The sequence below is a fragment of the Streptomyces coerulescens genome (assembly GCF_042657965.1).
In the GTDB taxonomy this organism is placed as follows: Bacteria; Actinomycetota; Actinomycetes; order Streptomycetales; family Streptomycetaceae; genus Streptomyces; species Streptomyces coerulescens.
Window position 1 is genome coordinate 47,044 of sequence record NZ_JBHSKM010000008.1, and the last position, 22,413, is coordinate 69,456.

A 22,413-nucleotide genomic window follows, 5' to 3' on the forward strand; every position below is an offset into this window, starting at 1 on the left:
ATCTGCCATGCGCCAACTACCGACTACCGTCTTTAAATCTCAATTCAGTCACAGCTCGCGCCTCGATCTTCCAAAATCCGGACAAACTGTTTGCGGGGAGAAGGGCGCGAAACGGACGTGTTACATGGGTATCGTGCGAGGATCTCCGCATTTCGGACATGGGGGCGATTCTCAGCCAGTGAAAAACGGCTTGCAAAAACCCGGGCTCCCCCTGTGTGGGGGAGCCCGGGCTCAAGTGTCCGGGAATCAGCCGTGCTTGGCGCGGCTCGCGGCGCGGGCGCGCTCGCGGGCGTCCAGGTTCACCTTGCGGATGCGGACGGCCTCCGGGGTCACCTCGACGCACTCGTCGTCGCGGCAGAACTCCAGGGACTGCTCCAGGGAGAGCTTGCGCGGCGGGACGATCGACTCGGCCACATCGGCCGTGGACGACCGCATGTTGGTGAGCTTCTTCTCCTTGGTGATGTTGACGTCCATGTCGTCGGCGCGGGAGTTCTCGCCGACGATCATGCCCTCGTACACCTCGGTGCCGGGCTCGGTGAACAGCACGCCGCGCTCCTGCAGGTTCGTCATCGCGAAGGCGGTGACGGCACCGGAACGGTCGGCGACCAGCGAGCCGTTGTTGCGGGTCTGCAGCGCGCCGAACCAGGGCTCGTGGCCCTCGTGGATGGAGTGCCCGATGCCCGTACCGCGGGTCTGGGTCAGGAACTCGGTCCGGAAGCCGATGAGGCCGCGGGACGGCACGACGAACTCCATGCGCACCCAACCGGAGCCGTGGTTCGACATGTTGTCCATACGGCCCTTGCGGACACCCATGAGCTGGGTGACGGCGCCCATGTGCTCCTCGGGCACGTCGATCGTCATGCGCTCGACGGGCTCGTAGACCTTGCCGTCGACGTCCTTGGTGACGACCTGTGGCTTGCCGATGGTCAGCTCGAAGCCCTCGCGGCGCATCTGCTCGACCAGGATGGCCAGCGCGAGCTCACCGCGGCCCTGTACCTCCCAGGCGTCCGGGCGCTCGGTGTCGAGCACGCGGAGGGAGACGTTACCGATCAGCTCGCGGTCGAGGCGGTCCTTGACCTGGCGGGCGGTGACCTTGCGGTCCTTGACGGCCGACTTGGCGTCGGCGCCCTTGCCGGTGCCGCCGCGGCCGACCAGCGGGGAGGTGTTGGTGCCGATGACCATGGAGATCGCGGGCTCGTCGACCGTGATCAGAGGCAGCGGGACCGGGTTCTCGGTGTCGGCCAGGGTCTCGCCGATCATGATCTCCGGGATACCGGCGACGGCGCAGATGTCACCCGGGCCGGCCTTCTCGGCGGGCTTGCGGGTGAGCGCCTCGGTCATCATCAGCTCGGAGATGCGCACGTTGGTGACCGAGCCGTCGCGCTTCATCCAGGCGACGGTCTGGCCCTTCTGGAGCTCGCCCTGGTGGACGCGCAGCAGCGCGATACGGCCGAGGAAGTTGTCGGCGTCCAGGTTGGTGACGTGGGCCTGGAGCGGGGCGCCCTCGTCGTAGGTCGGGGCCGGGATGTGCTCCAGGATCGTGGAGAAGAACGGCTCCAGGCTGGTGGAGTCCGAGGGCACCGTGCCGTCGTCCGGCTTGGTCAGGGAAGCGATGCCGTCACGGCCGCACGCGTAGACGATCGGGAACTCGATCTGCTCCTCGTCGGCGTCCAGGTCGAGGAAGAGGTCGTAGGTCTCGTTGACGACCTCGTCGATCCGGGCGTCCGGACGGTCCGTCTTGTTGATGCACAGGATGATCGGCAGCCGGGCCTGCAGGGCCTTGCGCAGCACGAAGCGGGTCTGCGGGAGCGGGCCCTCGGAGGCGTCGACGAGCAGCACGACACCGTCGACCATCGACAGACCGCGCTCGACCTCGCCACCGAAGTCGGCGTGGCCCGGGGTGTCGATGATGTTGATCGTGATCGGGTCCCCGCCGTCCTTGGGGTGATACTTCACCGCCGTGTTCTTGGCGAGGATCGTGATGCCCTTCTCACGCTCCAGGTCGTTCGAGTCCATCATGCGGTCGTCGACGGAGTCGAGCTGGTGGGCGGCGAAGGCACCGGCCTGCTTCAGCATCCCGTCGACGATGGTGGTCTTGCCGTGGTCGACGTGGGCGACGATGGCGACATTGCGGATGTCGTGGCGCGTGGCCATATTGCGGCGTACTCCCGGAGTGTGAGGAAGGGGCCGGCGCGTACGTCTGTGTTACGCGGACCCTGCCGGGCTGTACATGCCACGGCCTCACCCCATGGTACGTGCCCGCCGCGGGAGGGGCTCGCTGGGCCGACCCTCGGCCCCCGGCGGCAGGGGCCGAGGCCACGAAGCCTGGGGTCGGCCTACGAAGCCTGGGGCGCCGGAGCGGCCGCCCCCTTCTTCAGGAAGCCCATGTCCTCGTACACCGGCGTCCCGAAGCCGAAGGCGCCCACGTTGGCGATGCTCGTCCGCACCGCGGTCAGCTGGGGGCGCTGGTAGAGCGGGATCGAGCCGGCCGCCGCCCAGATGCGGGAGTCGGCCTTGCGGATCAGGGAGCGGGACTCGGACTCGTCCAGCGTGGCGATGGCCTGGTCGAAGAGCTGGTCGACCTGGTCGGTGCCGACGCGGGTGTAGTTCTGCTCGACGTTCAGGGAGCCGTCGGCGGCCGGGACCGGCTTGGCGTAGATCGGGCGGGCGTCGGTCGCGGGGTAGGCGGACGTCGGCCAGGAGTAGAGCGCGAGGTCGTACTGGCCGGAGGCGATGTGGTCCTTGAAGTAGCTCTCGTCCGGGACCTTGCTGATCACGGTACGGATACCGACCCGCTCCAGCATGATCGCGATCCGGTCGGCCACGGCCCGCAGCGACTGCGAGCCCTCCCCTGCCGGGACCACGAACCGCAGCGTCAGCGCCTTGCCGTCCTTCGCCAGCGTCCGCACCGCCGTGCCCGCCGGGGCCGCGGTGCCGCGGGGGGCGTAGGCGCCGGGCACCCCGCCCTGCTGGAGCTGCTTGCTGCCGTACTGCTTGCCGTCCTGGGCGAGGTGCTCGCCGGTGCGGCCCTCGTCGTCGCCCGGCTTGTTGTCCTCCCCGACGATGTACGTCCCGTCGTCACCGCCGTCGGATTCCTTCTTGGACTTCTTCTCGGACTCCTTCTCGGACTTCTTCTTGTCGGCCTCCTCGGCCGAGTCCTTCTTGGAGTCCTTCTTCGACTTCTCCCCTTCGGAGCCCTTCTTGGACTTGTCCGCCTCGCTGCCGGCCGCCTTCTCCCCCTTCTTCTCCCCCTTTTTCTCCTTCTTCTCCTTGATCGGACCGCCCTGCACCCAGCCCGCGTCCGCGAGCAGCGCCTGCGCCTCGGCCCTGTCCTGGCCGCCGATCGCCCCGCTGCTGTCGGCGTAGGCGGCCTGGCCGGACAGTGCGAGATGGCTGCCGACCGGCTCGGCGGGCAGTCCGAGCGGGGAGAGGACCAGCTTCGCCAGTTCCTCGCGGTCGAGCGCGCGGGCCAGGCCGCGCCGCACCCGCTCGTCGGCGAGCGGACCGTCGCCGCCGTTGAGGGCGAGCTGGGTGTACGCCGGCTCCAGCGACTTCCGTACCTCGAAGCCCCGGAACCTCGCCTTGTCGCGCTTCTGCCCGGCGGTCAGCGTGCGCCGGTCCGGACCCATCAGCGGGGTGCCGGACGCGCCGGGCGACGGTGACTGCGGACGCGGCGGGGCGGCGAGCGCGATGCGCTTGGCCGCGGTCGGGTCGACCTCGGCCAGGTCCAGATCCCCGGCGGCCAGCGCGGCGGCCCGCTGGTCGCGCGGCACGGCCCGCAGCAGGATCTCGTTCAGCTTGGCCGGCTCGCCCCACCAGCGCGGATTGCGGGTGAGGCGGACCTCGTTGCCCTTGCGGTCGATCGACTTCACGGTGAACGGTCCGGCGCTGACCTTGAGCTTGCGCCGCGCCCCGTCGTTGAACGAGTCCGGCGTGCCCATGACCTCCTTCGGATACAGCGGCGAGAACAGCGACCGCCAGTCCGAGTAGGGCTGTCCGAAGGTGACCCGTACCTCCAGGTCGTTGTCGCCGCGCTGGATCTTCTCGATCCGGTCGTAGCCGGCGTTGCGGGCGGTCCAGTACGCGCTGTCCTTGCCGGACAGGGCGCGCCACTGGGCGGCGAAGTCGGCGGCGCCGATCTCCCGGCCGTCGCTCCAGACGGCCTGCTGGTTGAGCTTGTACAGGACGACCTGCTTGGGCTCGGTCTCGACGACCTTGGCCGACTCCAGATAGGCCGGATTGCGCTCCGGGCGCCCGGTGGCGTCGAACCGGAACATCGAAGGCAGCGTCGCCTGCGCGATCCGGGTCGTGGCGGCGTCGGCGTCCGACTGGAAGGTGTTCAGCGTCTCCGGTACGGCGTCCACGGCCCAGCGCAGCGTGCCTCCGTCGGCGATCCGGGACCGGTCGGCGGCGGCGATGTCCTGGCCGGCGAGCGGCTTGCCGGCCGGGTCGGGGTCGCTGCACCCGGCGAGCACGGACATCGCGAGCGCGCTCGCTGCGAGGAAGGCGACCGAGCGCATGACCGAGCGGGTGGCGATGCCGTCGTGGGACATCTCTGGTACCTCCGTGGAGCGGCTCCCGCCGGTTACAATTTGTGCGTTCTGATCACATTTGGCGGTATTTTGGAGTTGATCAGATCTATGGCCCCCCACTGAAGAGGAAAGGGTTCGCCCGGCGGAGACGACACGGCGACGGGGGCGGGCAAGCCCACCCGTCCGGAGTAAGGCACCCCCCTCTCGCTCCTTCGGCTCACCGGCGTACACAGAGCGCGTGCGAGCGCGCGTCGGAGGCGTGCAATCCGCCAATCGCTGCACATCCCTTCACAGCGATAGGTGTGACGCGCAACACTCGCAGGCGCATGAACGTTGCCACCCAGGGCCGAAGGGCCCACGGAAGTGAGGTCACGTCATGTCCGTGCAAGACGACCTGACAACTGTCCAGCGCTGTCTCGACGACCTGGCCCGGTCCGTGGGCCGCCTCGAACAGCAGCTGGGCACCGGCGGGCTGGAGATGCGCCGTGTGCGCACCGACGCCGACCACCTGCGCGAGAGCGTGGCGCTGCTGCGGGAATCCGCCGCGTCACCGGGCGCGCAGCGCAGGCCGGAGCTCGTCACCATCCCCGACACGCCGTACGACGACTCTCTGTGGATCGACACGGACGACGAGGGTCTCGGCGCCAGGGACCGCCGCGCCCCCTGATCCCTCCACCTGAACCGACCGGAGTCATGCATTGGCCACTGGTACGGAACCCCATCTGAACAGCGGCGGCGTACGAACGGGTACGCGCGCCGCGATCGAAGCCCCGCACCTGCGGACCGACCGCTGGTGGCTGGCCCCGGCCGCCACCGCGGCCGGTCTGCTGGCGTTCATCGTCTACTCGACCTGGCGGGCCTTCGCGAACGCGGACTACTACGCGGCGCCGTACGTCTCCCCGTTCTACTCGCCCTGTCTGGCGGAGAACTGCGAGCCCATGCGCGCCGGGCCGAACTGGGAGCTCTTCGGCAGCTGGTGGGGCATCTCCCCCGCGATCATCATCCTGATCTTCCCGCTCGGCTTCCGCCTGACCTGCTACTACTACCGCAAGGCCTACTACCGCGGCTTCTGGATGTCGCCCCCGGCCTGCGCGGTGGCGGAGCCGCACAAGAAGTACTCCGGTGAGACCCGCTTCCCGCTGATCCTGCAGAACATCCACCGGTACTTCTTCTACGCAGCGCTCCTGGTCGCCGGGATCCTGACGTACGACACGGTGCTCGCCTTCCGCGACGAGAACTACGAGTGGGGCCACATGGGCCTCGGCACCCTCGTCTTCCTCGCCAACATCGTGCTGATCTGGGCGTACACCCTGTCCTGCCACTCGTGCCGGCACATCGTGGGCGGCAAGCTCAAGCACTTCTCCAAACACCCCGTGCGCTATCGCATGTGGCAGTGGATCGGGAAGCTCAACGCCCGCCACATGCTGCTGGCGTGGGCGTCGCTGGTGAGCGTGGCGCTCGCCGACTTCTACGTCTATCTCGTCGCGTCCGGGGTCTTCGACGATCCGCGCTTCTTCTAATTCGTGAGTGGGGACTGAACAGATGTCCGTGGTCGAACGGCAGGAGTGGGACGTCGTCGTGATCGGCGCGGGGGGCGCGGGCCTCCGGGCGGCGATCGAGGCACGGGAGCGAGGCGCCCGTACGGCCGTGATCTGCAAGTCGCTGTTCGGCAAGGCGCACACCGTGATGGCCGAGGGCGGCATCGCGGCGGCCATGGCCAACGCCAACGAGCACGACAACTGGCAGGTCCACTTCCGCGACACCATGCGCGGCGGCAAGTTCCTCAACCAGTGGCGGATGGCCGAGCTGCACGCGCAGGAGGCGCCGGACCGGGTCTGGGAGCTGGAGACCTGGGGCGCGCTCTTCGACCGTACGAAGGACGGCCGGATCTCGCAGCGCAACTTCGGCGGGCACGAGTACCCGCGTCTGGCGCACGTCGGTGACCGCACCGGTCTGGAGCTGATCCGCACGTTGCAGCAGAAGATCGTGGCGCTGCAGCAGGAGGACAAGAAGGAGACCGGGGACTACGAGTCCCGGCTGAAGGTGTACCAGGAGTGCACGGTCACCCGGGTCCTGAAGGACGGCAGCCGGGTCTCCGGGGTCTTCGCCTACGAGCGCGAGACGGGCCGCTTCTTCGTCCTGGAGGCCCCGTCCGTGGTCATCGCGACCGGCGGGATCGGCAAGTCCTTCAAGGTGACGTCGAATTCGTGGGAGTACACGGGCGACGGGCATGCGCTGGCGCTGCTCGCGGGTGCGCCGCTGCTGAACATGGAATTCGTGCAGTTCCATCCCACGGGGATGGTCTGGCCCCCCTCCGTGAAGGGGATCCTGGTCACGGAGTCGGTGCGCGGCGACGGAGGGGTGCTGCGCAACTCCGAGGGCAAGCGGTTCATGTTCGACTACATCCCCGACGTCTTCAAGGAGAAGTACGCCGAGTCGGAGGAGGAGGGCGACCGCTGGTACGAGGACCCGGACAACAACCGGCGTCCTCCCGAGCTGCTCCCCCGCGACGAGGTGGCCCGCGCGATCAACTCCGAGGTGAAGGCGGGCCGCGGCTCCCCGCACGGCGGGGTCTTCCTGGATGTGTCGACCCGGATGCCGGCGGATGTCATCCGGCGCCGGCTGCCCTCCATGTACCACCAGTTCAAGGAGCTGGCGGACGTGGACATCACAGCCGAGGCGATGGAGGTCGGGCCGACCTGCCACTACGTCATGGGCGGCATCGCGGTCGACTCGGACACGGCGGCGGCACGTGGGGTGCCGGGGCTGTTCGCGGCCGGCGAGGTGGCCGGCGGCATGCACGGCTCCAACCGGCTCGGCGGGAACTCCCTGTCCGACCTGCTGGTGTTCGGCCGCCGGGCCGGCTGGCACGCCGCCGAGCACGCGGCGGCACGGGCCTTCGAACGCCCCGAGGTCAGCGACCTGGAGATCGACACCTCGGCCGCGGAGGCGCTGCGCCCGTTCTCGGCGGAGGGCCCGCCCGGCACCGAGGACGACGGCCGCCCGCCGGAGAACCCGTACACGCTGCACCAGGAACTCCAGCAGGCGATGAACGACCTCGTCGGCATCATCCGCCGTGAGGGCGAGATGGAGCGGGCGCTGGAGAAGCTCGCCGAGCTGCGGGTGCGGGCCCGCCGGGCCGGCGTCGAGGGGCATCGGCAGTTCAACCCGGGCTGGCACCTCGCGCTCGACCTGCGCAACATGCTGCTGGTCAGCGAGTGCGTGGCGCGGGCCGCGCTGGAGCGCACGGAGTCCCGCGGCGGCCACACCCGTGAGGACCATCCGACGATGGACCGCAAGTGGCGCAGCATCAACCTGCTGTGCCACCTGGCCGACCCGACGGGCGGCCTCGCGGCCACCGACCCCGAGCGCGGCCAGATCGATCTCGTACGTGAGACCACCGAACCCGTCCGCCAGGACCTGCTGGCTCTCTTCGACAAGGAAGAGCTGGTCAAGTACCTCCCCGAAGAGGAGCTCTACCAGTGAGCAGCTACGAGGCCCGCTTCAAGGTGTGGCGGGGCGATGTGCAGGGCGGCGGCCTGGAGGACTTCAAGGTCGAGGTGAACGACGGCGAGGTCGTCCTCGACATCATCCACCGCCTCCAGGCCACCCAGGCGCCCGACCTCGCCGTCCGCTGGAACTGCAAGGCGGGCAAGTGCGGTTCGTGCTCCGCCGAGATCAACGGGCGGCCGCGGCTGCTGTGCATGACGCGGATGTCGGTGTTCACCCGCGAGGAGACGATCACCGTCACCCCGCTGCGCGCCTTCCCCGTGGTCCGGGACCTGGTCACGAACGTCGGCTTCAACTACGAGAAGGCGCGCCAGGTGCCGGCCTTCGTGCCGCCGGCGGACCTGGGCCCGGGCGAGTACCGGATGATGCAGGAGGACGTGGACCGCTCGCAGGAGTTCCGCAAGTGCATCGAGTGCTTCCTGTGCCAGGACACCTGCCATGTGGTGCGTGACCACGAGGAGAACAAACCGGCGTTCGCGGGCCCCCGCTTCCTGATGCGGGTCGCCGAACTCGACATGCACCCCCTGGACGCGGCCTCCGACACCGGACTGGACCGCAAGAAGACCGCCCAGGACGAACACGGCCTCGGCTACTGCAACATCACCAAGTGCTGCACGGAGGTCTGCCCCGAGGGCATCAAGATCACCGACAATGCGCTGATCCCGCTGAAGGAACGGGCCGTGGACCGCAAGTACGACCCGCTGGTGTGGCTGGGCTCGAAGATCAGGAGGCGCTCCTCGGCGGAGTGAGCCCCGGTCGTCAGCGGACCCAGCCCTCTTCGTACGCCGTCCAGTCGCCCTCTGTCGCCGCGAAGTCGACGTAGAGGGCGACGCCGAAGCACGCCCGGTCGGCGTCCGTACGGGACAGGCCGAGGCGGACGCCGCGGACGGCGGCGGGGACCGTCTCGGCCGCCGCCCGGTGACCGATCTTGTTGTCGTGGAAGAACGGCAGCCCCATCAGGAGGTCGGTGCCGGGCGGGGTGGCCTCCAGGGCGAGCGAGGTCTGCTGGGCGACATAGCCGCCGTACAGGCTCTCCAGCGGCATGGCCGTGTCGTACGACATCACCGCGATCTGGTCGACGCGGCGGGCCACCTCGCCGAAGAACTCCTGCGACCACCACTTGGGGTGCCCGGTGAGCGCGCCGGCGACGGAGTGCAGTGCCGGGAGCGGGTCGATCTGGTGGGCGGCGACGGAGAGCGGGACGTCCTGGGCGCGGGTGAGGCGGCCGAGGGCGTCGAGGAGGGTGAGGTAGTCCCGGTCGCCTGAGTGGAGGGGTTCGAGGTCGAAGTGGACCCCGTCGAAGCCGGTGGTGAGGATCCGGCGGGTGGACTCGACGACCGCCTGACGGGTCGCGGGACGGCTCAGGCGCATGCCGTCGTCGTCCTCGGTCGCCAGCTTGTCGCCGAGCCATGCCTGGACACGGACGGCCGGGATCTGTCTGTGTACGGCCTCTATGAGCCAGCGGGCCTTGGGATAGGCCGAGGCGGGGAGGGTGCCGTCGTGTTCCAGGGGGCCCGCGTGGACATAGAGGTCGCGGATGCCGGTGCCTTGCAGACGGCGGGCCAGGGCCTCGACGTCGGCGTCCTTCTTGCGGCCGTCGACCCAGGCGTGGCCGAGCCAGATGGCGTCCCGGTTTCTGGTGTGGGTGCCTTCGGCTAGGTCGCCTGTGTAGTTCAGGCGCAGGGCGAGCGCGGCGCTCAGGACGGGGACGAGGAGGAGCAGGGCGAGGGTGAGGGCGGTGCGGCGCAGGAGGCGACGGCGGCGGGCACGGCGTCCGGTGTCCGCCCGCGCCCCTGTTCCGCCTTCGCCCTCGCCCTCCCCCTCGGCCGGGGCTGACCGCTCCCGCTCCTCCGGCTCGGAGTCGGTAGGTGCGTGGTCGTTGCCCTGTCGTTCCATCGCCGGGTTCCCCTCATCCGTTGCCCTGTGTCCCTGCACACCACCCTGGACGCATCCCGGTCGCGCGGGGGCATTGCTGCTCATACGCTCCGAAATGTGACGTCATCCTTGATCCGGGGCCGGTCGCGGCGTGGGCGCTCGCACATATCGGTGCGGGTGGCGCACGCCGTGGTGGGCGGTCTGGTCGGGGTGGTGTGGCTGGTGTTGCCCGGCATGACGACGAGCGATGGGGGCACGGTTGCGGGCGGCACGGACCGGCCCGTCGCGGGGGCGATGGAGCAGCGGCAGGGCGCGGGGGACGCGCAGGGCGGGAACACCTCTGCCGCCGACTACGTGCTGCCCATGGTGGCCGTGCTCGTGGCCGGGATCCTCGCGGGATACGGGTTCATTCGGCGCAGGCGGCGGACACGGGACCGTACGACTCCCGGAGGGGCGCCCGTCCAGGCCGCGGAACCGCCCGCCGACGAGCTCGACGAGCGGGCGCGGACCGCGCTGGTCGAGGCCGACGACTCGGTGCGGGTCAGCGAGGAGGAGCTGGCGTTCGTCGCGGGGCGGTTCGGGGTGGAGGACGTCGAGCATGTGGAGCCCTTCACTCGGGTTCTGCGGGACGCGCGGGGCGAGTTGGCGGTGGCGTTCCGGATGCGGTGGCAGTACGAGGGCGGGGTGCCGGCGGAAGCCGCGGCCCGTCGGCACGCGCTGGCGGGGATCGTCGGGCGGTGCGAGGAGGTGGGGCGGCTGCTGGACGGACAGGCAGCCGCGTTCGATCAGTCACGGGGGCTGGAGGAGGGGCTGGGCGGGGGCCTTGGGCATGCCCTGGTCGTCGCCGAGGGCCGGTTCCGTGAGCTGACCTGGCGGACCGGAGGTGCGGACACGGTGCTGGGCGAGCTCGGCGAGCGCTACGCCCCCTCCGCGACCGCCGCCGTCACGGGCCATGTCGAGCAGGCCAAGGACCGGCTGGTGTTCGCCACGACCCAGCTCAACCACGCCCGCCAGTCGGCCGATCTGGGCGACAACGAACGAGCCGGCGGCCGGCTGCGCGCCGCCGAGGGTGCCATCGCCCAGGCCGCCGTCTTCGTCGACGGCGTCGAACGGCTCGCCGGGGAGCTCGCCACGGCCGCGGCGATGGTTCCGGCCGCGCTGACCGGCGGGGAGGTGGAGATCGCGGGGGCGCGCGAGCCGGTGCCGGCGGCGGTGGGTGCCCCGTACGCCGACATCCCGCCGGGCGAACTGCGCGCCCGGGTCGGCCACGCCGACGTCACCCTGGCCGGCGTACGCGAGGAGCTGGCCTCCGGGCGGCCGTACGACCCGCTGGACCTGCTGCGGCGGATCGTGCGGGGCGTTGCTCCTCTCGCGGCGGGGCGGGCCGGGGTGATCCCGGCGGCCGCGGTGGTGTGCGCTCGCAGTGCGGTCGGCGGTGCGGACGACGTCGTCGCGACGCATCGGGCGGCGGTGAGCTGCGAGGCGCGCACCCGGCTGGCCGAGGCGCGGCGACTGCTCGCTCCGCCGGTGCCGGCGCCGGCCGGGCGGGGCCCGCGTGAGGAACTCGCCGACCTGGTCTCGGCCGACACCCTGGCCCAGCAGGCCCGCGAACTGGCCGAACAGGACATCCGCCTGCACGGCCACCCCGTCGACGACCCCGGCCACGACATCAGTGGCCTCACCGGAGCGGTCCTCGGCGGCATCCTCCTGTCCACCGAGCCCCCCGGCGGCCCGCCGCCCAGCTTCGGCGGCCCCCGCACCAGGGGCCGCCGCCCGGCGGCAGCAGGCTGAGGCTCAGCGCCTCAGAACAGGCTGAGCAATGCCTCCGCCGGATCCGTGAGGCCGTGCTCGCCGTCCGGCAGGGGGAGTTCGAACCACACCGTCTTGCCGCGGGGGGTGCGGCGGGAGCCCCAGGCCGCGCTGAGGAGGCCGACCAGTTGCAGGCCCCGGCCGCCCTCGTCGGTGTCGCGGGCACGGCGGCGACGGGGCTGGACCAGGCCGGAGTCCCAGACCTCGCAGACCAGGGTGCGGTCAAGCAGGAGGCGCAGTCTGATCTCGCCCTCGCCGTAGCGCAGGGCGTTGGTGACCAGTTCGCTGACGAGGAGTTCCGTGGTGTCGACCAGGGGTTCGAGGTCCCAGGACAGCAGCCTGCCGCGGGCGTACTCGCGGGCCCGGCCCACGCTGCGGGGCTCGCGCGGCAGGGTCCAGTCGCCGACCGAGTCGGCGGGCAGCCCCTGGACACGTGCCATCAGCAACGCGATGTCGTCCTCGCCGTGGTGGGTGTCGAGGGTGTTGAGGACGTGGTCGCAGACGTCCTCCAGGGGACGCGTGGGGTCGGTGAGCGCGCCGACGAACGCTTGCAGGCCCTCGTCCAGCGGATGGTCGCGGGACTCCACGAGTCCATCCGTGTAGAGCGCCAGCAGCGCGCCCTCCGGCAGTTCGACCTCGACCTCCTCGAACGGCTCCCCGCCCACGCCGAGCGGCATCCCCGGCGGCACGTCGAGCATCAGCGCGTCCTCGCCGGGCTCGACGAGAACGGGCGGAAGGTGGCCCGCGTTCGCGAAGGTGCAGCGGCGCGTGACGGAGTCGTAGACGGCGTACACGCATGTCGCCAGGTACACCTCCGACAGGTCCGCCTCCCGGGGGCGGCGGGCCGCGCGGGTGGCCTGCTGGACGCCGCCGGGTGCGCCGAGGCCGCGTGCGATCTCGTCCAGGGCGGAGAGGACCTCGGCAGGTTCGAGGTCGAGCAGGGCCAGCGTGCGGACGGCGGAGCGCAGTTCGCCCATCGCCACGGCGGCACGCAGTCCGCGGCCCATCACGTCGCCCACCACCAACGCGGTGCGGTGGCCGGGCAGTTCGATGACGTCGAACCAGTCGCCGCCGACCTCGCTGGGCCGGTCCGCCGAGGAGTTGCCGGGCAGATAGCGGCACGCGATGTCCAGGCCCGAGGCGACCGGGTCCCCCGGCGGCAGCAGGGACCGTTGCAGGATCAGCGCCCGCTCGTGCTCGCGCCGGTAAAGCCGGGCGTTGTCGATGCAGACCGCGGCGCGCGCGGCGAGTTCGACCGCCAGGTCCCGGTCCCGGTCGCCGAACGGCTCGCTGCCCTTGGTCCGCGCGAACTGCGCCAGTCCTACGACCGTGTCGTGGGCGACCATCGGCACGGCGAGCGTGGACTGGACGAGCCCGCCCTCCTCGCCGGGCACGTGCTGCGGCCGGGCGGTGCGCAGGGCGTCCGCGCAGGGCGAGTTGAAGGGGTAGTGGTGGACGGCGCCGACCGCGACGGGGACGCCGCCGCCGACGAAGGGCGCGTCGGAGACGGCGCTGGCGAAGGCGACCCGGCGCAGTTCCGCGCTGCCGTCGGCGAGGCCGGGCGGGGCCTCGTCGCCCGCCAGCAGTCCTTGGTAGAGGTCGACCGTGGCGAGGTCGCAGAAGCCGGGGACGACGACGTCGAGGAGTTCGCGGGCCGTGGTCTCCAGGTCGAGGGAGTTGCCTATGCGGGCACCGGCCTCGTTCAGCAGGGCGAGATTGCGCCGGGCGGCGGCGGCCTCGCGGGCGGCGGCGCGGCGCGCGGTGATGTCGATTCCGAGCCAGGCGATGCCGATGGGGCGGCCGCTGCCGCTGTGCACCCGGTAGAGATTGACGGACCAGTGCCGGCGCTCGTCGGAGCCCGGCAGGAACCCGGTGACGTGCATGTCCGTGATGGAGTCGCCGCTCTCCAGGACGCGGCGCAGGGTGGCCGAGACACGTTCGGCCTCGGGGCGCGAGAGGTAGTCGTGGACGTCCTTGCCGCGGTGGTCGTCGGGGCGGCCGCCGAACAGAGAGGCGAACCGCTGATTGGCGCGGCGTACCCGCAGATCGGGGTCGATCAGCAGGAAGCCGAAGGGAGATTGACCGAAAATCGCCTGCGAGGCGGCGAGGTCGGTCTCCATCCGGCGCAGGGTGCGCACATCCACGACGATGCACACGGCGGCCTTCTCGCCGTCCTCGGTCCGCGTCGGCATGACGTACACCTCGGCGAGGCCGTCCTGGCCGGGCCGGCCGTCGGCGTCGTCGGGCACCCGGAAGGGGACCACACCGGTCCACTCCCGCCCGTCCAGGATCTCCGCCATCTTGCGCTGGCCGTGGTCGCGCAGGTCGGGGTCGACGAACGCCTCGATGGGGTCCATGCCGACGGCGCGTTCGGCGGGGATGCCGAATATCTGCTCGGCGCGCAGACTCCACTGGTCGACCAGGCCGTCGGGGCCGATGGAGAAGGAAGCGGCCTTGATGTAGTCGTAGATCGAACCGGGCGGGCTGCTCTGCCAGACGGAGTCGCCGGGCCGTGGTTCGTCGAACGCGAACCCCAGGTCGGAGGCCGGTCCGTCGTCGGCGGCTTGCGCGTCACGGGAGTTGGATACGCCGCCGTGGTTCTGTGTGTCCTGAGAGGCCCGTGTGACCTGAGAGGCTCGCGAGGCTCGTATGCCGTCGGACCGCTGTCCCGCGGCCCCCGTCCTCGCGCCGTCCGACGGGTCCTCGGACTCCGTCGCCTTCGCTGGTATCTCGCTCACGCGAACCGTCCCCTCCAGCTCACCGCGTCCGGCACCGGTCACCGGCGGCGGCTGCCCGCAGTATCCAGCACTACGGCCCCGCACAACACGGTGTTCACGATCACAGCACGGTCCCGATGGTTTTCGGTCCCGGCCGCAGAAAACACTTCCAGACTTCTAACCAGCGGACACGCAGTCGAATCACGCGGTTGCGCAACTGCCACTGGCCTGAACCATTCGTTCGACAGGGCGAGGGGCCGCGTACACCGCCATGGACGCCTACTGACGGGTTGTACAGGGCCGGGGAACACCACGCGAAACCCGCGGGGTCACTCCGGCACCGCGAGTTCGAACCACACGGTTTTGCCCATGTTCCGTCCCGGCCTGGTGCCCCAGCGGCGCGAGGAGTGCGCCACGAGCTGGAGTCCGCGCCCGCTCTCGTCCTCCAGGTGGGCGACGCGTTCGCGAGGCGGGTCCGGGAGGGGGTCGGAGACCTCGACCAGCAGGACGTCACCGAGGCGGGCGGGGCGCACCAGGCGTACGCCGATGGGGCCCGTGGCATGCCGAAGGGAGTTCGTCACCAGCTCGCTGACCAGCAGCGCCGCGATATCGGCGAGACTGTCCAGGCCCCAGTCGCGCAGCCTGTCCCGAACGGCGACCCGTGCCGCCCGTACGGCGCCCGGCTCCGCGGGAAAGCTCCACTCGGCGCAGTCGCCTTCGGTGTCGATCACGCCGATCACTTCCCAGGCCAATGGGTTCACCCATGTCCGGTTTCGCAGGGTTAATGACCACATACCCGATATTCATGGGGCGGTACCGCGCGAAACGTGGAGGACACGTCAGGAATCCGGGAAGTTCCGGGACGTTCCTCAGGGCCGCAGCCGCGCCGCCACCTCCCGGACGGCAGCCACGTCCTGGTCCAGCCAGTCCACGTCCCAGAGTTCCCCGGGGCCCAGCCAGCGCAGCGCATCGTGGTCCTCGATGGGCCTCGGTTCACCCGTTCCGGGGAGGAGTCGGGCCGTCCACACATGCAGGACGTAGGGGGATTTCAGGGGCCATGCCCCCGGTACGCGCTCGATCACCTCGGCGTCCACGCCGAGTTCCTCACGCAGCTCGCGTACGAGCGCCGCCTCGGGCGTCTCGCCGGGCTCGACCTTGCCTCCGGGCAACTCCCAGCGCCCGGCGAGCTCCTCGGGCGCGCTGCGGCGCGCGGCGAGAAGGCGCTCTCCGTCCATCAGGGCGGCGCCGACCACGATCCGTTCCGTCATGCGCCGGAGCCTACGGGAGCTCAGGGGGAGTCAGTTGTCCGCACTGTCGCCGTTCTGCGCGATCCGCTCGACCCAGTACAGCTGCTTGTGGCCCCGGCTGTCGAGGCTGTCCGCGATCTTCTGGGCCTCGGCCCGGGTCGCGTAACGGCCCACGCGATAGCGGTTGCCGTTGTCGTCCTGCCGGACGACGAGCCAGGGAAGAGTGATCGTGCTGTCGTTCATCGCGCCCCACTGCTCCTTCCCGCCCTCGACCGGCCGCTCGCTCCCGCCCCCCGCCGCCCGAGTGCTGCTCGCGGCGTGTGCCGTGCCCCGCCCGCTAAGGAAACCGCAATCCGCATATGCCCGAGCCTACGCCTAACCTTTACGCAGCGAATACGCCTTTTCACAAAGAGGTACGCAACCAGCCAAGTCGTAGGGGGCGCACGGCATTGAATGCGCCGTGCGGGGACCTCGGTGCTTCCGGTCACGGGCATGCCGCGCACGCCTGGGGCGACCTGCGAGAACGGCCAGATTCCAACGGCGGCGGAAGGGGCGGGAGTTGAGGCTCTGTCGGCGGCAACTGCCGTGAAGGTGTGCGCTACCTCACCGGAGGGCGCGTCACTTCACCGGCAGGTGGTACGAAACCCGGTAGCGGTCCGCGGGGATGACCACGTCCGCCGTCTCCACCGGACGGCCCGACGCGTAGTAGGTGCGCTGGATGACGAGAACCACGTGCCCCGGGACGCCGCCCAGCGCCAGCAGTTCCTCCGCGAGGCCGGGGCGCGCGCCCACCTCCTCGGTCACGTTGTCCACGACGACGTCGATCGCGGCCATGCGCTCGACGACGCCCATGCCGCCCAGCGGGCCCTCCTCGGGCAGCATCACGGGCGTGCGGCCGGTGACGGCCAGGGGCTCCCAGGAGGTCGACAGCATCATCGCCTCGCCGGCGTCCCGATAGAGATAGCGCGTGCACATCACGCGGTCGCCGGGCCGGATGCCGAGCCGCTCGGCGACGGCGACGCCGGCCTCGGCCTGTTCGCTCCTGGACTCCCAGGTGCCGCGCGTCTCCCCGTCGGCCTGCTCCTGGCGGAACGGTGTGGCGCCGTGCGGCGGACGGAAGCCGGAGCGGGCGACCCGGCGGGGCACGGGCCGCTCCCGCACATACGTCCCGGAGCCGGAGCGGCCCTCGACCAGACCCTCGGCCATCAGCACCTTGCGGGCCTCCAGCGCGACGGTGTCCGAGACTCCGTACTCCTCGCGGATCCTGGCCTGGGACGGCAGGCGGGTGTGGGGCGGCAGCGAACCGTCGACGATCTTCTTGCGGAGATCACCCGCGACGCGCAGGTAGGCCGGCTGCTCACCGAAAGTCACTGGCCGCTCCCATCAGGTTGTACAGACAGCAACAGCCTGGCAACCATGAGTTGTCTCACGCAAGCAAAGGCCAGAGAATCACTCGATGTGATGACTTGTGCCCCCCGAGGCCTTTACGCAGGCACTTTCTCCCCGCTATAGCCGCGCTCACACCTCGGTTCACACATCGAGACCACCGCTACCGGCGCTCTCGCCCCCGCCTGTGGAGTCGTCCTCGTACGTCGGCGCGGTGGTGTCCAGGCCCAGAGCCTTGCGCGCGGTGACGGTGGTGGGGCCGTCGATGTATTCGTACCCGTTGTCGTAGTGCGCGTAGTACGTGTCCACGTCCTTCGCGGCGGCCGCCTTCGCCCACTCCCGGTGGGCGTCCTCCATCTCGTCGATCAGGTCGGTGAGCGGCTGCTCGGCCTCCCCCTGCCAGCTGTGCCCGCGCAGCGACTCCAGCTGTTCGCCGAGGACGGCGTGGACGTCCTTCGCCCAGGCCCGGTTGGCCGCCAGATCCTCCTCGGGGTATTCCTCGGGCTCCTCGAACAGGGCGATGTCGACGGCGTTGGCGGCGGAGAGGTAGGCGATCTGATCGGTGTCGAGCAGCATGGCGTCGTTGCGCAGCGAACCGGTCAGCCTGCCGTTCTCCTCCGCGCTGCCGAACACACAGACGATCGCGCGGTCACCGAGGCGCCAGCTCTGCCTCGACGGCATGTAGTAGTACACGTCCACGTCGTCCGGTACGGCCCAGGTGTCCATGGCGTAACGGTCCTGGAGCCCGTAGCACTTGTCGTCCGCGATCCGGGAGATCTCGTCGTCACCGGGATAGGAGGGGTAGGTGTTGTCCGGCAGTCCGACCATCGCGAAGACCTCGCCGTCGTGCTCGCCGGAGCAGGGCACCTCGGTGACGTCGTAGGTCTCGCCCTCCAGGTTGCCGGTCGGCGAGTCGAAGCAGTCGCCCGTGGCGAGCGCGTAGGTGGTGCCCTCGCCGCTCGCGGCGCCCTTGAAGCCGTCCCAGAAGTCGGACGCGGCGCCCGTGGACAGCGCCAGCCCCCACAGCACGAGCCCGGCGGTCGACAGGAGGGAACCGGCGATCGCCATGCCCTTGCCGCGCTCGCCCCGCTTCTTGATCTGCGTCAGCGCGATCAGCCCCAGCACCAGGCCCACGGCCGGCACGAAGCAGAGGATGCCGAGGACGAGGGCGCCGATGGCGACGCCGTTGACGGGCACGGGACGGCCGTACGGGCCGTAGGCCCCGTAGGGGTGGTACGCGTACGGCCCTTGGGCGTGCTCCGGGGGCCCTGGTGGCTGGTGCGGTCCGGGAGGCGGAGGTATGGACACGAGTACCGTGCTCCTGGTTCGGGCGGCGGGAACGGGCGTACGACTGGGCGAATGGTAAGCGGGGAACGAGGGGGATGGTCATGCCGGTGACGAAGGCGACGATCCGGACGGTGAACGAGCTGACCGCCCGCTGGGCACAGGCGTCGGGACCCGCCGCGGCCGGCGGCACGGTCTTCTCGGCGGCGGGCGTGTGGCCGCTGCTCGCCTTCCTGGCGGACGGCGCGGGCGGCCCGGCGAGGGCGGAACTGGCCGACGCGGTCGGGCTCCCGGCGGACGATGCGGCGGGCGCGGCACGGGAGTTGCTGGGCGCGATGGGCGAGATGCGGGGGCTGGACTCGGCGCTCGGACTGTGGACGAAGCGGACGCTGGAGCTGCGGGAGGGGTGGCGGGCGGGGCTGCCCGCGGCGGCGCACGGGGTGCTCACGGGGGATCCGGCGGCCGACAAAGGGGCGTTGGACGCGTGGGCGGCGAAGCGGACGGGTGGGCTGATCGGGGAGATGCCCGTCCCGCTGACCGAGGACACCGAACTGGTGCTGGCCAGTGCCCTGGCGTTGCGGACGAAGTGGCTGCGGCCCTTCCACGAGTGGCCGTGGATGCCGGAGACCGGCCCCTGGCGCGGGCGGGAGCTGGTGGGTCTGCGCCGGGAGAGCGCGCTGCTGGACCGGGTCGGCGTCGCGGACACGCCCGCCGGGCAGGTCACCGAGCTGAAGGTGCTGGGCGACAACGCCGCTGACGTCCATCTGCTGTTGGGCGAGGAGAGGATGACGCCCGGGCAGGTGCTCGGCGCGGGCGTGGACGTCCTGGCCGGCGGCTGTCCCGTCGTCCCGGGATCCCGGCTCCCCTACGGCGATGTGGGTCCCGGCCTGCGCGTCGTGAAGGAGCGCGCCGCGACGCCCGAGCCGCCGACGCTGGACGTGCGGACCGTGGCGTACGAGGTGCGCTCGAGCCACGATCTGCTCGATCACCACCCGGTGTTCGGGCTCACGACGGCGATGCTGGAGCAGCCGCCCGGCCACTTCCCCGGGATCGGCGGCTTCCCCCTGTACATCGAAGGGGCCCGGCAGTCGGCCATGGCCCGGTTCGACGCGCGCGGCTTCGAGGCGGCAGCGGTGACGGCCTTCGGCGCGGCGGGCGCGGGCCCACCCCAGCTCCGCTGGACGACCACGACCATCGAGGCCACCTTCGACCGCCCCTTCGGCTTCCTCGCCCTGCACCGCCACTCACGGCTCGTCCTCGCGGCAGGCTGGGTGACGGACCCGGAGCCGTACCGCGAGGACGAGGGGAACTACTGAACGCCGCGTTCAGCCACGCCCTCAGGGGCGCGGGGAACTGCGCGACCAGCCACGACACAGCCGCAGACGGCCATGCGCGGCGCTACCGGCTCAGAACTGAAGCGCCCAGGCATCGATACGCCCGGTGTCCAACCGCGCGTTGTCACTCACACGCAGCTTCCACACCCCGTTGGCCGCCTCCGACGAGGCATTCACGGAGTACGTGGTGTCGATGTTGTCCGAACTGCCGCCGGTGCCGTACGACTTCAGCGTGTACGCCGTGCCGTCCGGGGCGATCAGCTGGACCTGGAGGTCGCCGATGTACGTGTGCACGATGTGCACCTCGACGGCCAGGGCCGAGGGCGCGTTGCCGGAGACTCCGGAGACGGTCACCGGGGACTCGACCGTGGAGTTGTCGGCGATGGCGTAGTCACCGGTGTTGTCGAAGCGCGGGCCGGGCGGGGTGGTCGTACCGCCGCCGACGTACAGCAGCCGGTTGGGCGAGCCGGAGCCGGGGCTGGTGACGACGCCGGTCGTGGCGGCGGACGTCAGGGCCGAGGAGACCTGGGCCGGGGTGGAGCTGGGGTTGGCGCCGAGGTAGAGCGCCGCCGCGCCCGCGACGTGCGGGGTGGCCATCGACGTACCGGAGATGGTGTTGGTCGCCGAGTCGCCGGAGTTCCAGGCCGAGGTGATGGACGAGCCGGGCGCGAACAGGTCGAGCACCGAGCCGTAGTTGGAGTAGCTCGCCTTGGCGTCGGACGAGGTCGTGGCGCCGACCGTGATCGCCTCCGTCACGCGCGCGGGGGACCTGGTGGAGGCGTTGGTCGACTCGTTGCCCGCCGCGACGGCGAAGGTGACGCCGGAGGCGATGGCGTTGCGTACGGCCGTGTCGAGGGCGGTGTCGGCGCCGCCGCCGAGGGACATGTTGGCGACGGCCGGCTTGACCGCGTTCTGGGCGACCCAGTCGATGCCGGCGACGACCTGGGCGGTCGTACCGGAGCCGGAGTTGTTCAGCACACGGACGCCGACGACCTTGGCCTTCTTGGCGACACCGTAGGCGTTGCCCGCGACCGTGCCGGCGACGTGGGTGCCGTGGCCGTGGCCGTCCTGGGCGGTGTTGTCGTTGTCGATGGCGTCGTAGCCGTAGGAGGCACGGCCGCCGAAGTCGCTGTGGGTGATGCGGACGCCGGTGTCGATGACGTACGCGGTCACGCCCTGCCCGGCCGAATCCGGGTAGGTGTAGGAACTGTTGAGCGGCAGGTTCTTCTGGTCGATGCGGTCCAGGCCCCAGGAGGGCGGGTTGGTCTGGGTCGCGTCGATGCTGAACGTGCGGTTCTGCACGACGGAGGCGACCGCCGGGTCGGCGGCGAGCCGCTTCGCCTCGGTCGCGGAGGCCTCGATCGCGTAGCCGTTCAGGGCCTTCTTGTACGTCCGCTCGATGCCGGCGCCGTATCGCTCGACGAGGGCGCGTCCCGCCTGGGAGCCGGAGCGGGCGTGGTCCGCCCTGAGCGTCACGATGTAGCTGTCGGCGACGGCGTTGGCCGCGCCGGCGTACTGGACGCGGCCCTCGGGAGCGGCCGCCGCGGGGAGTGCGGAGACGAGGCTCGCGGCGAGCGCCGCGGTGGCCGTCAGGCTGAGGACGGCGAGTCTTCGCCTGCTGTCTCTGCGGGAATTACGCATCACTGCCATCTGAGGGGTCCTCCTCAATCGGTGGTGCGTCGGTGGGGGGAGCACGGGGCGAGAAGGAACGGCAATTTGGACAGGGACATGTCAAATTGCTGTGTCGCACCTGTGCACCAGCCGAAAGATTGAGGGCTCCACAGGAATTACACAAGGGCCCTGCACGGGCGAACCTGACGCGGTCAGTCGTCGAAACCCGTCGCCCGCGCGCGCTTCTCCCACGCCGCGACGTCCGTGCGGACCTGGTCGAGGTGGCCGAGGACCGCGTCGACGCCGTCGTCGCCCAACGGCAGCCGCAGCGGGGTGTTCTCGGACTTGAGGGCGGCGAGGATCAGGGCCGCCGCCTTCGCCGGGTCGCCGGGCTGGGTGCCGTCGCCGCCGGAGACGAAACCGCGCGTCTGGCTCACCTTCGGATACAGGCCGCTGTCCGTGCTGGTGCCGGCCCGCCCGGGCTCGAACAGCGCGGTGCGGAAGGAGCCGGGCTCGACGATCAGCACCTTGATGCCGAACTCGGCGACCTCGTCCGCGAGCCCCTCGGACAGGCCCTCCAGCGCGAACTTGGTTCCGCTGTACGCCGAGAAGCCCGCGAAGGACATCTGCCCGCCCATGCTGCTCATCTGCACGATCGCTCCCGAGCGGCGCTGACGCAGGTGCGGCAGCACGGCCCGGGTGAGCGCGGCCGGCCCGAAGACATGCACGTCGAACAGCTCGCGGAGCTCCTGCTCGGTGGTCTCCTCGAAGGCGCCGACGTGCGTACGGCCCGCGTTGTTGACCAGGACGTCGATCCGGCCGTGCCGGGCGATCACATCCCGCACGGCGGCCTCGGCGGCCCCCGTGTCACCGACGTCCAGCCGCAGCGCCTCCACCTGGTCGGGGTGGGCGGCCACGAGGTCGTCCAGCCCCTCGGGACGCCGCACCGCGCCCACCACCACATCGCCTTCGGCCAGGGCCGCTTCCGCCACCGCACGGCCGAAACCGCTGCTCGCACCAGTGATCAGCCACACCTTGTTCATGCCAACTCCTCGTCGTGGTTCGTGCGGAAGGGCTTGCACGGACCACCCTGGCTGCGGATGCGGTT

Annotated in this window: 17 protein-coding genes; 6 read left to right on the plus strand and 11 right to left on the minus strand. The window is 70.8% G+C overall.

What is annotated here, in order from left to right; translation table 11 throughout:
* Positions 1-246 precede the first annotated feature (246 nt).
* Positions 247-2,154 (minus strand): translational GTPase TypA, encoded by a 1,908-nt coding sequence (gene typA / locus ACFPQ9_RS14540; protein WP_380852536.1) that lies wholly within the window; start codon positions 2,152-2,154, stop codon positions 247-249.
* A 182-nt stretch (positions 2,155-2,336) separates the two neighbouring features.
* A complete protein-coding gene (locus ACFPQ9_RS14545; RefSeq protein WP_380852539.1) occupies positions 2,337-4,553 on the minus strand; it encodes an ABC transporter family substrate-binding protein in 2,217 nt (738 codons plus the stop codon).
* A 355-nt stretch (positions 4,554-4,908) separates the two neighbouring features.
* Here ACFPQ9_RS14545 and ACFPQ9_RS14550 point away from each other — a divergent pair, with 355 nt between their 5' ends.
* From ACFPQ9_RS14550 to ACFPQ9_RS14565, 4 genes are read left to right on the plus strand one after another with little or no spacing between them, the layout of a single operon-like run.
* On the plus strand, positions 4,909-5,199 hold the full coding sequence (locus ACFPQ9_RS14550) for a hypothetical protein (protein WP_380852542.1): 291 nt from the start codon (positions 4,909-4,911) through the stop codon (positions 5,197-5,199).
* 31 nt (positions 5,200-5,230) lie between these two features.
* Positions 5,231-6,052 carry a hypothetical protein gene (locus tag ACFPQ9_RS14555; RefSeq protein ID WP_380852545.1) on the plus strand — a complete coding sequence of 274 codons (822 nt, stop codon included), beginning with the start codon at positions 5,231-5,233 and terminating at the stop codon, positions 6,050-6,052.
* Between the two features lie 22 nt (positions 6,053-6,074).
* On the plus strand, positions 6,075-8,018 hold the full coding sequence (locus ACFPQ9_RS14560) for a fumarate reductase/succinate dehydrogenase flavoprotein subunit (RefSeq protein ID WP_380853890.1): 1,944 nt from the start codon (positions 6,075-6,077) through the stop codon (positions 8,016-8,018).
* Positions 8,015-8,791: a succinate dehydrogenase/fumarate reductase iron-sulfur subunit gene (locus ACFPQ9_RS14565; protein WP_380852548.1), complete on the plus strand. Its 777-nt coding sequence runs from the start codon at positions 8,015-8,017 to the stop codon at positions 8,789-8,791. Before ACFPQ9_RS14560 ends, ACFPQ9_RS14565 begins: the two co-directional genes overlap by 4 nt.
* Positions 8,792-8,801: 10 nt before the next feature.
* Here the strand turns inward: ACFPQ9_RS14565 and ACFPQ9_RS14570 are convergent, their stop codons facing one another.
* On the minus strand, positions 8,802-9,938 hold the full coding sequence (locus ACFPQ9_RS14570; RefSeq protein WP_380852551.1) for a glycoside hydrolase family 18 protein: 1,137 nt from the start codon (positions 9,936-9,938) through the stop codon (positions 8,802-8,804).
* Between the two features lie 96 nt (positions 9,939-10,034).
* Between ACFPQ9_RS14570 and ACFPQ9_RS14575 the strand changes: the two genes are divergently transcribed.
* Complete coding sequence (locus ACFPQ9_RS14575; RefSeq protein WP_380852554.1) at positions 10,035-11,708, plus strand: hypothetical protein; 1,674 nt, start codon at positions 10,035-10,037, stop codon at positions 11,706-11,708.
* A gap of 11 nt (positions 11,709-11,719) precedes the next feature.
* On the opposite strand, the gene ACFPQ9_RS14580 is transcribed toward ACFPQ9_RS14575, so the two are convergent.
* The 6 genes from ACFPQ9_RS14580 to ACFPQ9_RS14605 all read right to left on the minus strand — a co-directional run bounded on the left by ACFPQ9_RS14580 (position 11,720) and on the right by ACFPQ9_RS14605 (position 18,384).
* A complete protein-coding gene (locus ACFPQ9_RS14580; protein ID WP_380852557.1) occupies positions 11,720-14,464 on the minus strand; it encodes a SpoIIE family protein phosphatase in 2,745 nt (914 codons plus the stop codon).
* A gap of 308 nt (positions 14,465-14,772) precedes the next feature.
* Positions 14,773-15,204 carry an ATP-binding protein gene (locus ACFPQ9_RS14585; RefSeq protein ID WP_380852560.1) on the minus strand — a complete coding sequence of 144 codons (432 nt, stop codon included), beginning with the start codon at positions 15,202-15,204 and terminating at the stop codon, positions 14,773-14,775.
* Positions 15,205-15,312: 108 nt separating this feature from the next.
* The gene (locus ACFPQ9_RS14590; RefSeq protein ID WP_380852563.1) at positions 15,313-15,711 is read right to left on the minus strand and encodes a (deoxy)nucleoside triphosphate pyrophosphohydrolase; all 399 of its coding nucleotides are present in this window, start codon (positions 15,709-15,711) and stop codon (positions 15,313-15,315) included.
* A gap of 30 nt (positions 15,712-15,741) precedes the next feature.
* Positions 15,742-15,933 carry an SPOR domain-containing protein gene (locus tag ACFPQ9_RS14595; protein ID WP_030967771.1) on the minus strand — a complete coding sequence of 64 codons (192 nt, stop codon included), beginning with the start codon at positions 15,931-15,933 and terminating at the stop codon, positions 15,742-15,744.
* Between the two features lie 375 nt (positions 15,934-16,308).
* Complete coding sequence (locus ACFPQ9_RS14600) at positions 16,309-17,061, minus strand: GntR family transcriptional regulator (protein ID WP_380852566.1); 753 nt, start codon at positions 17,059-17,061, stop codon at positions 16,309-16,311.
* A 159-nt stretch (positions 17,062-17,220) separates the two neighbouring features.
* Positions 17,221-18,384, minus strand: coding sequence for a DUF4190 domain-containing protein (locus tag ACFPQ9_RS14605; RefSeq protein ID WP_380852569.1), 1,164 nt, complete (start codon positions 18,382-18,384; stop codon positions 17,221-17,223).
* Positions 18,385-18,464: 80 nt separating this feature from the next.
* Between ACFPQ9_RS14605 and ACFPQ9_RS14610 the strand changes: the two genes are divergently transcribed.
* Positions 18,465-19,676 carry a serpin family protein gene (locus ACFPQ9_RS14610; RefSeq protein WP_380852572.1) on the plus strand — a complete coding sequence of 404 codons (1,212 nt, stop codon included), beginning with the start codon at positions 18,465-18,467 and terminating at the stop codon, positions 19,674-19,676.
* Between the two features lie 90 nt (positions 19,677-19,766).
* On the opposite strand, the gene ACFPQ9_RS14615 is transcribed toward ACFPQ9_RS14610, so the two are convergent.
* On the minus strand, positions 19,767-21,344 hold the full coding sequence (locus ACFPQ9_RS14615) for a S8 family peptidase (protein WP_380852575.1): 1,578 nt from the start codon (positions 21,342-21,344) through the stop codon (positions 19,767-19,769).
* Positions 21,345-21,517: 173 nt separating this feature from the next.
* Positions 21,518-22,348 (minus strand): oxidoreductase, encoded by an 831-nt coding sequence (locus ACFPQ9_RS14620; protein ID WP_380852578.1) that lies wholly within the window; start codon positions 22,346-22,348, stop codon positions 21,518-21,520.
* Between the last annotated feature and the right edge of the window lie 65 nt (positions 22,349-22,413).